This window comes from Pseudoalteromonas sp. TAB23 (assembly GCF_000498075.1).
GTDB classification, from domain to species: Bacteria; Pseudomonadota; Gammaproteobacteria; order Enterobacterales; family Alteromonadaceae; genus Pseudoalteromonas; species Pseudoalteromonas arctica.
The window spans coordinates 1-15,476 of the sequence record NZ_AUTP01000227.1; the positions used below are offsets into that span (position 1 = coordinate 1).

Genomic DNA, 15,476 nt, shown 5'->3' on the forward strand with positions numbered 1-15,476 from the left:
GCCGTCTCTGCGTTAAACAGCCAAAATATTAATGTTCGTTTTGCCGCGCCAAAAGAAGGCTACCGAGGCTGGCATGGTGTTATGTGTTTATCGTCACAAACACAAAGTAGCGTAAAAGATGCAGCTTACGATTATATGAACTGGTGGCTTTCGGGTTGGCCTGGTGCATTTATTGCTCGCCAAGGTTATTACATTAGTAACCCACAACGCTCTAAACTACTCTTATCGCCGGCCGAATGGGATTACTGGTACGGTGGAAAAGTAACAAGCATAGATTTATTAAATACAAATGGCGACGTAGCAGTAAAAGCAGGTGGACAACGTAATGGCGGTAGTTACCATAAACGCTTTAGCAATGTAGCAGTATGGAATACAGTTATGCCAACCTATGACTACAGTCTACAAAAATGGTATGAGTTGATTAGCCGATAATGATAATAAATTCAATTAAATCAAAAATAATATTAGCTTTGTGTTCGCTGATTGGATTACTTCTTTTACAAAGCTATTTGTTTAACTATTCACAAACGTCCTTACTTAACTTGCAAAAGTCGCAGCATAACGCGCTTATTCAAAGTGAAGCTGTGAATCACTTAGAAAACGATATTATTTCCCTGCAAGGGCATGCAGTTTCATTTATTGACAATGCAAATGAAAATACGATTACCAAATTTAATTTTTACTTAAATAAGGCAAATCTAGATCTTAAGCAACTAAAAGCAAACACTCAAAACCATACACCACAGTACAAAAACTCACTAATACGCCTTGGCGAGTATCTAAATAATTACCAAGATACATTTGGCCAAGTTGTCGTAAACAGACAAAAACGCGAACACCTTTACACTACTCAGTTCAAACAGCCTATTGATGACCTACAGGTAACAATTAGTGATTTAGAAGGGTCTTCAAACAATGATAATAAAGTTATTTTTAACGATGTTTTACTCACAATAAGTAATTTAAAACACGCAATTATAAGCTATCTCTATAAACCTAATTTTGATGAAGCACAAAATGTAAAACAAAACTTAAATCACTTACATAAAAAACTAACGAGCACCTCTGTAATAAATGAATCCCTCTCCAATAAAACAACAAGCTTAAAACAAGCTTATAACCAACTTGTATTACTCACCCGTAGCTACACTTTTTCTGTAAATGTAGTGCTTACAGGCATAGAAAACGAATTGCTGTATTTAACTAATGAAATTAAAAACATAGAAAAAAATAAACTAATCAAAACAGAAGAGCTACTAAGTAGCCACTTAACAAAAAATACAGAACAGGCAAATATATTTGCCGTTTTAATTATGTTAATCATTTTATTTTTAAGCTATTTTATTTTTAGATCGGTTATAAAACCAATTACTCAGCTCACTTTATTACTTAAAGATATGAATAGCGAAAAGCCAGTGACTATTTCAAATAACAGCCAAAATCAAACTGAAATAGCATCGGTAATAAAAGCAGCTAACGCTTTATATTTAAAAAATAAGCAAACCAAAGAGCTACTCAATAAAACCCGCGTATTAAATTCCCAAATGGAAGCAATGAATGCCGACCTGACGAGTGCTATGGAGCAAACCGATAAAGCCAATAAAACAAAAATAGATTTTGTAGCCAATATGAGTCATGAACTTCGCACCCCAATGAATGGCATATTAGGTATGTTGCAACTTTTACAAAGCAGTGAGCTTCCCTCAAGGCAAAAACACTATGCAGATAAAGCCTTTTCAAGTGCTCAAAATTTATTGCAGATTTTAAATAATATTCTAGATTTTTCTAAACTAGAATCGGAAAAAGTTCAGTTAGAGCAAATCCCTTTTACCTTACATACTATAGTTTCTAACGTTCAAAATTTATTCTCAACAAATGCTAAGCAAAAAGGCTTGTTATTAAACTTTACTTTACACGTTGATGCAGGGCTTGAACTTATTGGCGACCCAATGCACTTAAGCCAAATAATAAATAACTGTGTAGGTAACGCAATTAAGTTTACTGAGCATGGTGAAATATCATTAATTATAGAAGCGACATCTCAACACGAAAAAACAATAAACCTTCGCTTTAGTATAAAAGACACGGGTATTGGGATGACGCAAGAGCAATCAAAAATTATATTCCAGTCTTTCTCGCAAGGTGATTCAAGCACAACAAGAAAGTATGGTGGGACCGGTTTAGGACTCACTATAAGCAAACAATTAACTAAATTGCTGGGCGGAGATATACAAGTAAGGAGCACGATTAATCAAGGTAGCGAGTTTTTCTTTACTCTACCCTTTACTTTATCTGAGCAACAAAAGCTTAAAAAACACGCCTTATTAATTAGCCCTGATAATGAGCAAATTAAAAAATTAATGGACTTACTAAGTGATATAAATATAACGACAGAAACAACACAAGAACCATTAAGAGCCATTGCAAAAATGTCTCAGCCTAGTAGCCCATTTAGTATTGTAATAATGTCGATAGAAAAAAAAGAGCTCAACGATAACTTTATTTTACAACAACTGTACGCTCAAAATAAAAACGTTAATGAAAAATTGACACTGATTTTATTAATTACCGATGAAGAGTCTCCTGAGCCAATTGCAAAAAATGAAAATATAGACATTATAATTATTGGTAATAAAAATAGTGACGTAGAAATTTTAAGAAAGCTTTCACCAAATAATTTTAAAGAAAAGCAATTAAAGCCTCACCCTAAATTCTCGGGTTTTAATGCATTAGTTGTTGATGATAATAGAATTAACCAAGAAATAGCCTCCGCCCTTTTAGCAAGATTAGATATGACCGTGATCATTGCTGATAATGGACATGATGCATTAGATAAAGTAGAGATAAATGACATCGATATTATTTTTATGGATGTTCAAATGCCAGTTATGGATGGGCTTGAAGCAACAAGCACATTAAGAGAGCGAGGCTACAAAACTCCCATAATTGCCATTACGGCANCCGCAGATCCTAATGATAAAAAAGCAGCGTTTAGAGCGGGTATGGATGACTTTTTAGTAAAACCGATTATTTTTGATGCGCTTTACGAAAGTATAGAAAAGCATCTGCAAAGTAGCGAATCTCTGAGCACTATAAACCTGCCTTTAGCAAAAGAAAACCTAGAAAGCAATGACGAATTGTTAGCTAAATTATTTACTCAGTTTGTTAACGATTACAATGACTTTTCGATTAAAGCTGATATATTAATCAAAAATAGAGAGTTAGAAAGCTTAATTCGACTAGTACATACACTCAAAGGCTTGGCCGGCACATTAGGCTTTGAGCTACTGCAACAAAGCGCGCAAAGTGTCGAGAAAAGCTTAATAGATAAGAAAAGTATTAATTTATCTCATTTTAATGAGCAATTAATACTTACACTTTTTGCTGTAAAACAATTTTTGATAGCTGACAGCTTTAAAAAAGAACATATACAGCAACATGAACTAGAAAACGAAGACTCGGTTATTGATAATATATACTCATTAGCATTAACGGCTCGCCCCGTACCTAGCAGTTTGATTAGACAGCTAGAAATGAATCAATATGAGAGAGGCCACTCTCTATTTAAGCTCAAAGAAGCAATTGATCATTTTAACTACGCGTTAGTAATTGAGCTTATTGATAAGTATAGAAACGATAATAAAAATTAGGCATAACCACTAACCTGAACTAGATTTAATATTGTAAAGAACGCAGAGAAGGACAGATAGTGCATTCAAATTACCTCGCAAACAATAATGGATTAACCACAGAACAAAAGCATAAACCTTTAATTCTTATTGTTGATGACGAACCTAGTAATTTACACGTATTAGTAGAAGGACTTTTAACTGACTACGATGTACGTATTTCTACTAGTGGTGAGCAGGCTTTGATCTTTATTGAGTCAACTCGGCCTGACTTGATTTTATTAGACATAATGATGCCTGGCATGGACGGCTACGAAGTATGTAATATACTCAAAGCGAAACAAAATACCAAAGGCATCCCCGTTATATTTGTAACTGCGCTTACCGAAGAAGAGTCTGAAGAAAAAGGCTTTGCTATGGGCGCAATTGACTACATACACAAACCTTACAAGTTAGCGCTCGTTAGAGCACGCATTCGCACTCATATTACCGCTCAAGGCATGCTAGATAGGCTTATAGAAAAAAACTTCGACCTGCACGACAAACTACTTGAAATAGAGTCACTGGCGAAAGAATTAAGTCAGCGTGAAGAAGAATTAAAAGAACTCTCCTCAAAACAAAAGTTATTTTATCAAGCCCTAACGGGAACCGCCGATGGCGTTGTTATTACCGACAGTAACGGAAAAATTATTGCCGTAAACCCTTCATTTTGCCGGATTACAGGTTACTCTGAATCTGACTCACTACAAATGCAGTTGCATGATATTAAACAAAATAACCACCCTAGTATTAGCTTTGACCAAGTATGGGAACATGCTAGCCAAGCAGGCTATTGGAGTGGAGAGCTAGTAACTAGACGAAAAAATGGCGAGCTTTACCCTGAGCTGCTAACTCTCAGTATGGTAAAAGGCGAGCAAGATACCAACGTGCACTATATTGGTGTATTTAGTGATATTTCTAGCGTTAAGATAACGCAAGAAAGAATTCACTACCTCACATGGCATGATGAACTTACAGGTTTGCCCAACCGAAATGGTTTTTTAAAGCAGTTGGAGCAGCAACTTCAGGTTTGTAGTACCGAAAATAGTTATGCCTATATTTATATTATTGACATAGACAGCTTCCACTCAATAAATGATGGATTAGGCCTACTCGCTGGCGATAACATTTTAAAAGAATTAACTAAACGAATTCATTCTAAGGTGAGTAAAAAAGATGTTATTGCTCGCTTAGGCAGTGATGAATTTGCAGTACTGTGTACAGTTGAAAAAGGCGTTGGCAGGATCAGAGCCCAAGCTATGGCTGAAAATAAAGCCCAAGAACTGCTCATAAGTGTAAACCACCCCTTTGTGGTTGATGAACAAGACGTTAGCTTAACAGTAAGTATTGGCACGTATATTTTTCCTCGAGAAGATCAGTGGGAAAGCGCTATTGAAACAATTCGTAACTGTGAAGCTGCCTGCTACAAGGCAAAAGAGAAAGGCGGCAATAGGGTTACCTTTTTTGATACTTCGTTTGGCGAGCAAGCAAAACGCCGTTTTGAAATAGAGCAAGATTTACGTAAAGCTATTTCAAATAATGAGTTATCCCTATATTTACAATCTCAATTTGACCGAAGCCAAACCCTTAAAGGCGCTGAGGTTTTATTAAGATGGGAGCATCCTCAAAAAGGCTTTATTAGCCCTGGTGAGTTTATATCTATAGCTGAAGAATCAGATATAATTTATGACTTAGATTGCTGGGTAACTTCAAATGCACTTGAAATATTAACGCAACTTAGTAAAACTCACCCTAAGTTAAACCTATCAATTAATGTAAGTGGCAGGCACTTTCATGAAGCGCGTTTTTTAAGCTTTATTAGCCAACAAATAAAGCAACATAGCATTAATCCTCAGCAACTCACTATTGAGATAATTGAAGGTACATTACTTAATCACATGGAAGCGGCTATTGAGGCTGTTCACTTTCTCAAGAAGCTAGGTATTAGGGTATCAATTGATGACTTTGGTACTGGATATTCGAGTTTAACTTATCTTAAACAACTACCAATACAAGAACTTAAAATTGATCGTTCTTTTGTATTGGAAGCACCGACTGATAATAACGATAAGTTAATTATTGATATGATTGTAAGCTTAGGCCGTTTATTTGAACTCGAGATAGTTGCTGAAGGTGTTGAGAACCAGTCCCACTTTGATTTATTGCAGGAATATCCAGAAGTTATTCTTCAAGGCTATTATTTACACAGGCCTGAACCTGCAAGCGACTGGCTTGAAAAACTAAATTAATTACAGAGTAGTCTGAAAAAACAAAAAAGCCGAGTATTTCCATACTCGGCTTTTTAATGAAATTAAGCTTTAGCGGTTACTCGCGAACTTGGCCTTCACCATTCACTAAGTACTTCTCAGTAGTAAGTGACTCAAGTCCCATAGGGCCGTATGCATGAAGCTTAGAAGTTGCTATACCAATCTCTGCGCCTAGACCCAGCTGTGAGCCATCAGAAAAGCGAGATGATGTATTAACCATAACTACAGAAGCATCAACACTACGCTGGAATAGCTCTGCAGCGGCTGCGTTTTTAGTACAAATTACTTCAGTGTGGTTTGAACCAAACTGTGCAATGTGTTCAACCGCTGCCGTAAAGTTTGGTACAACACGAATAGCGATTTCTAGGTCTAGATATTCTTCACCAAATTCGTTATCGGCTAACACAGTTGCATTATCAAAGTATTTAGCTGCAAAGCTGTCAGCATTTATTTTTACACCTTCTTGGCGTAATACAACTGCGCACAGATTTAAAAACTCATCTGCAACATCTTGATGAACTACTAAGCCCTCAAGTGCATTACAAACACCGGTACGCTGCGTTTTACCGTTAAGTAGTAAGTTAAGCGCAATTTCTAGGTCTGCATCTTTATCTACATATAGATGACAAACGCCTTTGTAATGCTGAATTACTGGAATCGTACTGTTTTCAGTAACAAAGTTAATTAAGCCTTCACCGCCACGTGGAATTATTAAGTCAATGCTTTCACGTTGCTGCATTAATTCCATTAATAGTGCACGATCTGGATCTGGAATCACTGAAATAAGTGATACTGGTAAGTTATGCTTTTCAAGTACGCTGTGCATTACACTTGCGATAGCTTGCGAACTTTTAAGTGCTTCTTTACCGCCACGTAAAATTACGCCATTACCTGATTTAAAACATAATGCGCCAGCGTCTGCTGTTACATTTGGGCGTGCTTCGTAAATCATACATACAACGCCAAGAGGTACGCGCATTTTACGAATTTTAATGCCATTTGGACGCTCTGTAATATCACGTAGCTGACCAACAGGATCGTCCAGGCTTACGATTACTTCAATACCTTCTGCCATTGCTTCAATACGCTCATCGTTTAGCGTTAAGCGGTCGATCATTGAGGCTGCTAAGTTATTGTCGCGTGCTGCGCTTAGGTCACTTTCGTTTTCTTTGATTATAAATGCTTTTTGCTCTCTTAATGCCGCTGCCATTTCAACTAGTACTTGATTTTTAGTCTCGGTATCGAGTAAAGCAAGTGTATGGGCAGCTTTAGCTGTCTGGCGTGAAATGTCCGTAATTAAACTCATGACTTCTCCAATAATGCGATATGTTTTTCAGATATAACTGGTCCAATTGAATCCTGCATTTTTTCGCTGAATTCACTCTGTTCGTTGTCTGCAATAAAGTTTAACAAACAGCTACTATAATTTGCGGTCGCTTTAGCTAAACGCGTACCGTCTTCACTACGTACTAAAATGGTATCACCAACAGCAAATTCACCATGGACTTCCATGATTTCATCACCGCGAATACATCCACTTTCACCTTCAAGGGATTCATCAAATGATCCATCAACAACAACTTCACCTTGCTCATTTGCTGTGTGTGTCATCCAATGTACAGAGTCCTGCATCGGTTTTTCGTACGGTAAAAATATGCTGCCAGGATTTTCCCCAGCTAGCAGTTTTGTAAATGTTTCTTCTTTAAAGCCGTTTATAATATAAGTCGCTATACCATGTGACGTTGCTTTTTCTGCCGCTTCTATTTTGGTTTTCATGCCACCAGTACCAACGGCACTTGTAGCACATCCTGCCATAGCATAAATAGATTCATCAATTGATTTTATTTCAGGCAGTAACACAGCATCATCATGCAAGTTAGGATTTTTATCATACAGCCCATCAACGTCTGAGAATATTAATAAAGCATCGGCATCGGCAGCTGCTGCGACCATTGCTGATAAGTTGTCGTTATCACCCACTCTTAAGTCGTCGGTAGTTACAGCATCATTTTCATTAATGATAGGAAAAACACCATGCTCAAGTAAAGTAAACACTGTTTCGCGAATACTTTGATAACGCTCGCGGTCACGTAAATCGCCATGCGTTAATAATAACTGCGCAGATGGAAAGTCAAAAAAGCGGTCCCACATGGCGATCATTTCTGTTTGGCCTGCTGCCGCCATTGCTTTTTTCATCACCACAGAGCGAGGTTTGTCTGATGGGAATAAATGCGCTCCAGCCGCTACAGAACCCGATGATACTAAAATCACCTCGATTCCACGGGCACGACAACGAACAATGAACTGTGCGATGGTTAATATGTAACGCGAACGGCAGCCATCTTGATCTGGTGCAATTAATGCACTACCTACTTTAAGTACGATACGTCGCCAATTTAACTTTTGCATAAATGCTCAACTTTCCATTTTATCTGCGCTCATCTTAATTAGACGAGCTAAAACTAAGTAGCTAGGTTTAAAACATAGCTTCGAATTTTTCTTTTCATTTAGGCAACACTTTTTTACACACACGCAAAAACCATATCTAAAACAAGAAGCTTAGATTTGAGGTTAAGTAAAAGTAGCAACAACCCAATAATATTGAGCAGCACTAATCAAAAAATTTAAAAGTGTTGTTTATGCATCGCTGTAAAAAGCTGTGTGTGGCTTTTTTATTAACAACATACATAGAGCCTCTAAAGTCTGATACACCAACAGATAGGGTGAAGACCAAAGGACCGAGATTTAACCGCCACGATGGGGGGCTAAATATTGAAAGTAATAGTTCAACTCAAACCTTTATTTACTTAAATAATTAAATAAACTTGTTTGGCAAAACCATACCAAGAATTCGGCAAATGATATTTTGTAATGCTCAAATACTAGAAACATCACTAACACATGATTATAAAGATTAAAAATGACGTTAAGATTAACAAGCCTGTTTTATCTTCAATAAACTTCGTTAGATGACTAATTATTAGAACACGAAGTATAATACACCAAATACCCCTTTAAAATCAAGGTTAAAATTCGAACTAAGTTAATACAAAACACTCATACCCTTTATATTGTTATTAAAATTCAATAAATTAAACAATTAATACACTTTAAAATAAGGTGGCTAAGTTCTCGCTAAATAATTTAAGCCTACTAATCTTTTATAAGCAGCTAAAATTGATTAGTAATATTTGAGTTTCCGGTGTATACCCCTGTATTAATAATTAACAAAAGTTATACTTTCTAAACATATCGTCATAAATAAGGAATTCTTAATCTATGTCAGCAATTTACATAGCCGGTATCGCACTTTGCTCTGTGCTTGCCCAATGGGTCGCGTGGGCTTTTAGAGTACCCGCTATTCTTTTCTTATTGCTTACTGGTCTTTTACTTGGACCATTTAGTGGTGTTTTAGACCCTGATGCACTTTTAGGTGATTTACTGTTTCCAGTAGTATCACTAAGCGTTGCCATCATTTTATTTGAAGGTTCCTTAACTCTGCATTTCAGAGAATTAAAAGGGATAGGAAAAGTTGTAAGGAATCTCTGCTCAATCGGTATGCTTACTACCTGCATTATTATTAGCCTAAGCGCCTACTGGTTGCTTGAGCTTAACTGGCGTGTTGCTGCGGTACTAGGCGCAGTACTCGTTGTTACTGGCCCTACCGTTATAGCACCGCTATTAAACTCAATGCGCCCAACACAAGACATAGACCGTATACTTCGCTGGGAAGGTATTGTAATAGACCCAATTGGCGCATTATTTGCTGTATTGGTATTTGAAGCTGTAATGCTTGTAGGCCAAGGCGAAGTATTTAGTCATACTATTATTGCTTTAGTTAAAACCCTAGGTGTCGGTTTAAGTATTGGTGTTGCTGCAGGTTGGCTAACAACCCTATTAATGCGCCGCGAGTGGCTGCCATTTGAATTACATAAGTTTGGGATTTTAGCACTAGTCCTTATTAGTTTTTCTGTATCAAATTATTTAAGCCATGAATCAGGCTTATTAGCAGTAACTGTATTTGGTATTTGGCTTGCGAACCAAGACGATTTAGAAATAGATTCTGTACTTGAGTTTAAAGAAGACTTGTCGATGATATTAATATCAACGCTGTTCATTTTACTTGCAGCACGTTTACAGCTTTCTGATTTGATGATGCTCGACAGCGATGTATTTATATTTTTAGCTATTGTGCTTTTTGTTGCACGCCCACTGTGTATTGCTATTTCGACCTTTGGTACTGACTTACCAATGAAGTCTCGCTTGGTACTTGCCTGGATTGCTCCACGCGGTATAGTTGCCGCAGCAGTTGGGTCGGTATTTGCACTAAGTATGATGGAAGCTGGCGTTGCTGATGCTGAAAAGATGGTGCCACTTATATTTACGGTGATCATCATTACGGTTGTGCTGCAAAGCTTAACAGCCATTCCTGTTGCCAAGCTATTAGGTGTACGCCAACCATCACCAAATACAATATTAATTATTGGTGCAAACCATGTATCGCGTGCAATTGGACGTGGCTTACAAGAGCAGAGTATTCCGGTTCACCTTTCAGACCCTGCATGGGAAAACTGCAGAATGGCACGTATGGATGGCTTGGCTTGTTATTATGGTAACCCGCAATCAGAGCATGCTGAACGCTACTTACCTCTAACAACTATTCGCAGTGTCTTAGCGCTATCGCCAAACCGTCATCATAATGCGCTAGGCGTTCAATACTTTTCGCATTTACTTAATGAAAAAAATGTATTTTCGCTTCGCTCATCAACGTCGCATGCTAAAGCAAATAAAGACAGTGCAACGTTTTTATCTAGACAAATATTGTTTGGAGACGAAGGCTCGTATGCACGTTTAAGCAGTATTATAGCTAAAGGCGGTAAGGTTAGTTCAACACGTATCTCGGATGAGTTTAGCTGGGAGCAATACCTAGAAATGAACCCTGAGGCTATCCCTTTGTTTATTCTTAAAGGTGATAAAGACAGCGACGACGATACGCCTATTAAGCTAAGACCGTTTACAATCAACATGGAAAAACCACCGCAAGAAGGTGAACGTGTTGTTGCATTACAGCCGCCTAAAATGTCGGTTTTAAAAGACCCGCAAACAAAGGCTAAAGAAGAAAGTTAAACACTTTTACAGGTAGTAAAAACTCAAAAACCCTAACTTAAAAAGTTAGGGTTTTGTTTTTAAGGGCCATTAAATAGGAAGACGAGCTCGCGCAACCACACTATCTGGCATTTTTTGCGCTAACTTAGTCAACGCTCGCTCAATTTTTTTATGAGTAGCTTTATCTGCCACCATAGAATTAAATAGCCAACGGTATGCATCTTCAAAATCTCGCGGGCTGCCATAGCCATCATTAAATAATTTAACCAAACGTAGTTGTGCTTTTAAATTGCCTTGCGACGACGCTTCACGCAAATACGTAATTGCCATTGCTTTATCTTGCTGGACTAAACGCCCAGTGTCGTAGTAACGCCCTAACTGCTCTAGCGCTGCCGCTAAGCCTTGCTCAGCCGCTTTTCGCATGTAATACACACCTAACTCTACATTACGATCCACGCACACGTTATAAGCCAGCATATCGCCGTATAAAAATTGATAAGACGGCAATGCCATTTTATTGGCTCGTGCTTCTATATCTTGCACTAACTGGCAATCATCTGCCTTTACCCGCGCTAAATGCGTATTTTTATTTATTAACGCAATTAGCTCAGATTCTGTATACAGCGGTACAGCAGCAGGGCTTTCTGTAGCTAAGCTGTTGGTTGCTATAAATAAAGACAGCGGAATTAACGAAAGCCTTAATACGCAATTACGGTAAAATAAACGCATGCTCACCACTTATAAAAATAAACTTATTAAAATATATACAAAGATCGTTCCAAGGTGAATTTTAGATACAAAAAAAGCTGCACTAGGCAGCTTTTTTTAATCTAATGGTAATTACGCAAACGGGTTGCGAAGTACCATAGTTTCTACGCGGTCTGGACCTGTAGAAATAATATCAATTGGAACACCCGTAATTTCTTCAATACGCTTGATGTAGTCAATCGCAGCTTTTGGTAAACCGTCAAGACTCGTTACACCAACAGTGTTTTCTGACCAACCTGGCATTTCTTCGTATACTGGCGTTACTTTATCGTAACCTTCAGCTGCTAATGGTGTTACGTTAGTAACTGTGCCATCTTCAAGCTTGTAACCAATACAGATTTTAAGCGTTTCTAAGCCATCTAAAACATCAAGCTTAGTTAAACAAAAACCTGAAATACTGTTGATTTGAACCGCACGGCGCATAGCCACTGCATCTAACCAACCAGTACGACGAAGTCGACCTGTTGTAGCGCCAAACTCATGGCCTTTATCACCTAAGTGCTTACCAACTGGATCTTGTTTCTCAAGACCGTCGTAAAGCTCTGTAGGGAAAGGGCCTGAACCAACACGTGTAGTGTACGCTTTAATAATACCTAAAACGTAATCAAGGTTTAATGGACCAAAACCTGCACCAGTAGCAACGCCACCAGCTGTAGTATTTGAAGATGTTACATAAGGGTAAGTACCGTGATCGATATCAAGTAACGTACCTTGTGCACCTTCAAATAAAATGTTTTCGCCTGCTAAACGCGTTTGATCTAAAAGCTCAGTTACATCTACAACCATTGCTTTTAAGATATCAGCAACAGCCATTGCATCATCAAACGTTTTTTGGAAATCTACAGCGTCTACTTTGTAGTAGTTAACTAAAGTGAAGTTATGGTATTCAAGAACTTCTTTTAATTTAGCTGCAAATAATTCAGGATTAAATAAATCGCCTACGCGTAAACCACGGCGAGCCACTTTATCTTCGTACGCAGGACCAATACCACGGCCAGTTGTACCAATTGGCTTATCGCCACGAGCAGTTTCGCGGGCTACATCTAATGCAACATGGAAAGGCAAGATTAGCGGACATGCTTCACTTATTAAAAGACGCTCGCGTACTGGTACGCCGCGTTCTTCAAGCATGCCAATTTCTCTCATTAGCGCTTCTGGTGATAAAACTACACCATTACCAATCACACATTTAACATTGTCACGTAATACACCCGATGGAATAAGGTGTAGAACCGTCTTTTCACCTTCGATAACTAAAGTATGACCCGCATTGTGGCCACCTTGATAACGAACTACTAAAGATGCTTTGTCTGTAAGGAGATCAACTACCTTACCCTTTCCTTCGTCACCCCATTGGGTGCCTAATACAACAACGTTTTTACCCATCGTAAATTCACTTAGAGAAAATTAGGACGAGATTTTACCAGAAAACTAAAGTAAAGATCACCCCTGTTCAGCTTATTTTTTCTGCGCGCATTTGTTATATCCAAATATTAGCTAATAACCACATAAATAACAGTGATTTAAAGCACTAGACTGTGTTTAACAAAAAGCCCCGCAAATGCGAGGCTTTTTAACTTTTAAATAATTAGCGTAAAGCCTATTGAGCTTTAGCGCCTTTCATATATTGGAAGAAGTCGCTATCTGGTGAAAGCACCATAACGTCTTGCTTATTTTTAAAAGTCTTTTTGTAAGCCTCGAGCGAACGCACAAAACTAAAGAACTCAGGGTCTTTGTTATACGCGCTTGCATAGATGCCTGCTGCATCAGCATCGCCTTGACCACGTACAGAACGCGCATTACGCTCTGCATCGGCAAGCATTACTGTTACACGACGGTCAACACCCGCACGAATAGTCTCGGCTTTTTCCTGACCTTCAGAACGGTGCTCTTTTGCAACAGCAGTACGCTCAGCGCGCATACGTTGGTAAATAGAGCTACTCACTTCTTGTGGTAGGTTAATTTGCTTAACACGTACGTCTAGCACCTCAATACCAAGCTCACGTGCACTTTCAGAAGCTTGTACTAACGCTTCTTCCATCAACTCGCTACGCTCACCCGATACAATTTCGCGAATTGTACGTGTACCAAAGTTTGTACGAAGACCATTATTTACTTTTTGTTTAAGTAGCGTTTCAGCATATTGCTTATCGCCACGGGCACGCAAGTAAAAAGCGCTAAAGTCATTAACACGCCATTTTACAAACGAATCAACAATTAAGTCTTTTTTCTCACTAGTAACAAAGCGGTCCGGCGCACCATCTAGCGTTTGAATACGTGCATCAATGCGACGTACTTGGCTAAAAAATGGCACCTTAAATTGTAGGCCTGGGCCATATACAATCGCTTGATCGTCGCTGTCTTTTTGTACTTTACTGAATAACATTACAATTGCTTTTTGCCCTTCAGGTACAACAAATACCGATGAGAAAGACATAACAATGGCAGCTAATAGTATTACTAAACTAAAGTTTTTCATTATGATTATCTCCCATCATTGAAGCGGTCGTTGTTAAAGCGGTCATTGCCACTATTAACAGAGCTATTGCGCGACGTATTTACTTTATTGCGTAAATCTTGAATATCACTAGAGCTTGGAAGTGCAACACGTGTTGCTGTCCCTTGCTTATCCATGATCTTATCAAGTGGTAAATAAAGCATGTTATTACCGCCTTTAACATCAACCAATATTTTAGAACTACTCCCTAACACTTCTTCCATTGCATCAATGTATAAGCGCTCACGAGTAACTTCTTTAGCTGCTTGATATTCAGGTAATAGCTTTTCAAAACGAGCTACTTCACCTTGTGCTTCTAATGTAATACGCTCTTGGTAACCTTCCGCTTCTTGAGTCATACGCGTTACTTGACCACGAGCACGCGGTTCAATTTCACGAGCATATGCTTCTGCTTCACGAATGAAACGTTCTTCATCTTCTTGTGCAGCAATCGCATCATCAAATGCATCTTTAACTTCAGTTGGCGGACGAGAGTCTTTAAAGTTCACGTCAGTAACAATTAAACCTAAGTTATATGGTTCGATAATCTTATTAAGCTCATCCCATGTATTTTGACGCACAACCTCACGGCCATTAGTTAATACTTGGTCCATTTTTGCATGGCCCACAACGTAACGTAGTGCACTATCTAGTGCTTCTTCTAAGCTACTATCAGCGTTAGTTACGCTAAATTCATAAAGGTATGGGTCAATAACACGGTATTGCACCTGAAACTCAACGCTCACTACGTTTTCGTCTTCAGTAAGCATAAAACCAGAAGCCGATAATGAACGAACTGCTTCAATATCTACTGGGATTACCGTTTCAATAAACGTCATTTTCCAACGCAGACCAGGATCAGCAATTCGGTCATATTTACCAAATTGAAGAACCACACCACGCTCGGCTTCTTTAACCGTATAAATACCACTTAACGCCCATACAATAACGGCGATAATAAGTATGAATGAAATACCGGCTCCGCCAAGTCCACCGCCGCTACCATTGCCGGATTTTTTCCCGCCAAATAAGCCGCCGAACTTGTTACTAAACTTGCGGAACACCTCGTCTAAATCAGGTGGGCCTTGATCACGTCCGCCTTTATTATTCCACGGATCTTTGTCATTGCCATTATTACCCGGTTCATTCCAGGCCATAGCTATACTCCAT

At 38.4% G+C, this 15,476-nt stretch carries 9 protein-coding genes and 1 pseudogene; 4 read left to right on the forward strand and 6 right to left on the reverse strand.

The window, feature by feature from the left end; genetic code table 11:
* From L654_RS0113195 to L654_RS0113205, 3 genes and pseudogenes are all read left to right on the forward strand, one after another.
* Positions 1–432 (forward strand): annotated as a pseudogene (locus L654_RS0113195) (signal peptide prediction); the annotation flags it as partial.
* Complete coding sequence (locus L654_RS0113200) at positions 432–3,650, forward strand: ATP-binding protein (protein WP_024608188.1); 3,219 nt, start codon at positions 432–434, stop codon at positions 3,648–3,650. The pseudogene L654_RS0113195 and the gene L654_RS0113200, both read left to right, overlap by 1 nt.
* A 59-nt stretch (positions 3,651–3,709) precedes the next feature.
* Entirely contained in the window at positions 3,710–5,917 is a 2,208-nt protein-coding gene (locus tag L654_RS0113205; protein WP_024608189.1) for an EAL domain-containing protein, read from the forward strand.
* A 76-nt stretch (positions 5,918–5,993) separates the two neighbouring features.
* On the opposite strand, the gene L654_RS0113210 is transcribed toward L654_RS0113205, so the two are convergent.
* Together L654_RS0113210 and proB are read right to left on the reverse strand one after the other, a co-directional pair.
* Entirely contained in the window at positions 5,994–7,241 is a 1,248-nt protein-coding gene (locus L654_RS0113210; RefSeq protein WP_007586417.1) for a glutamate-5-semialdehyde dehydrogenase, read from the reverse strand.
* Positions 7,238–8,344, reverse strand: coding sequence for a glutamate 5-kinase (gene proB, locus L654_RS0113215; RefSeq protein WP_024608190.1), 1,107 nt, complete (start codon positions 8,342–8,344; stop codon positions 7,238–7,240). Before proB ends, L654_RS0113210 begins: the two co-directional genes overlap by 4 nt.
* 870 nt (positions 8,345–9,214) lie before the next feature.
* Between proB and L654_RS0113220 the strand changes: the two genes are divergently transcribed.
* Positions 9,215–11,062 carry a sodium:proton antiporter gene (locus L654_RS0113220; protein WP_024608191.1) on the forward strand — a complete coding sequence of 616 codons (1,848 nt, stop codon included), beginning with the start codon at positions 9,215–9,217 and terminating at the stop codon, positions 11,060–11,062.
* A 69-nt stretch (positions 11,063–11,131) separates the two neighbouring features.
* On the opposite strand, the gene L654_RS0113225 is transcribed toward L654_RS0113220, so the two are convergent.
* The 4 genes from L654_RS0113225 to hflK form a co-directional block, all read right to left on the reverse strand.
* Positions 11,132–11,770, reverse strand: coding sequence for an SEL1-like repeat protein (locus tag L654_RS0113225; RefSeq protein WP_007586412.1), 639 nt, complete (start codon positions 11,768–11,770; stop codon positions 11,132–11,134).
* Positions 11,771–11,881: 111 nt separating this feature from the next.
* On the reverse strand, positions 11,882–13,195 hold the full coding sequence (locus L654_RS0113230) for an adenylosuccinate synthase (RefSeq protein WP_010554354.1): 1,314 nt from the start codon (positions 13,193–13,195) through the stop codon (positions 11,882–11,884).
* 214 nt (positions 13,196–13,409) lie between these two features.
* Entirely contained in the window at positions 13,410–14,288 is an 879-nt protein-coding gene (hflC, locus tag L654_RS0113235; protein ID WP_010554353.1) for a protease modulator HflC, read from the reverse strand.
* Positions 14,289–14,293: 5 nt separating this feature from the next.
* On the reverse strand, positions 14,294–15,463 hold the full coding sequence (gene hflK / locus L654_RS0113240; protein WP_010554352.1) for an FtsH protease activity modulator HflK: 1,170 nt from the start codon (positions 15,461–15,463) through the stop codon (positions 14,294–14,296).
* Positions 15,464–15,476: the final 13 nt, after the last annotated feature.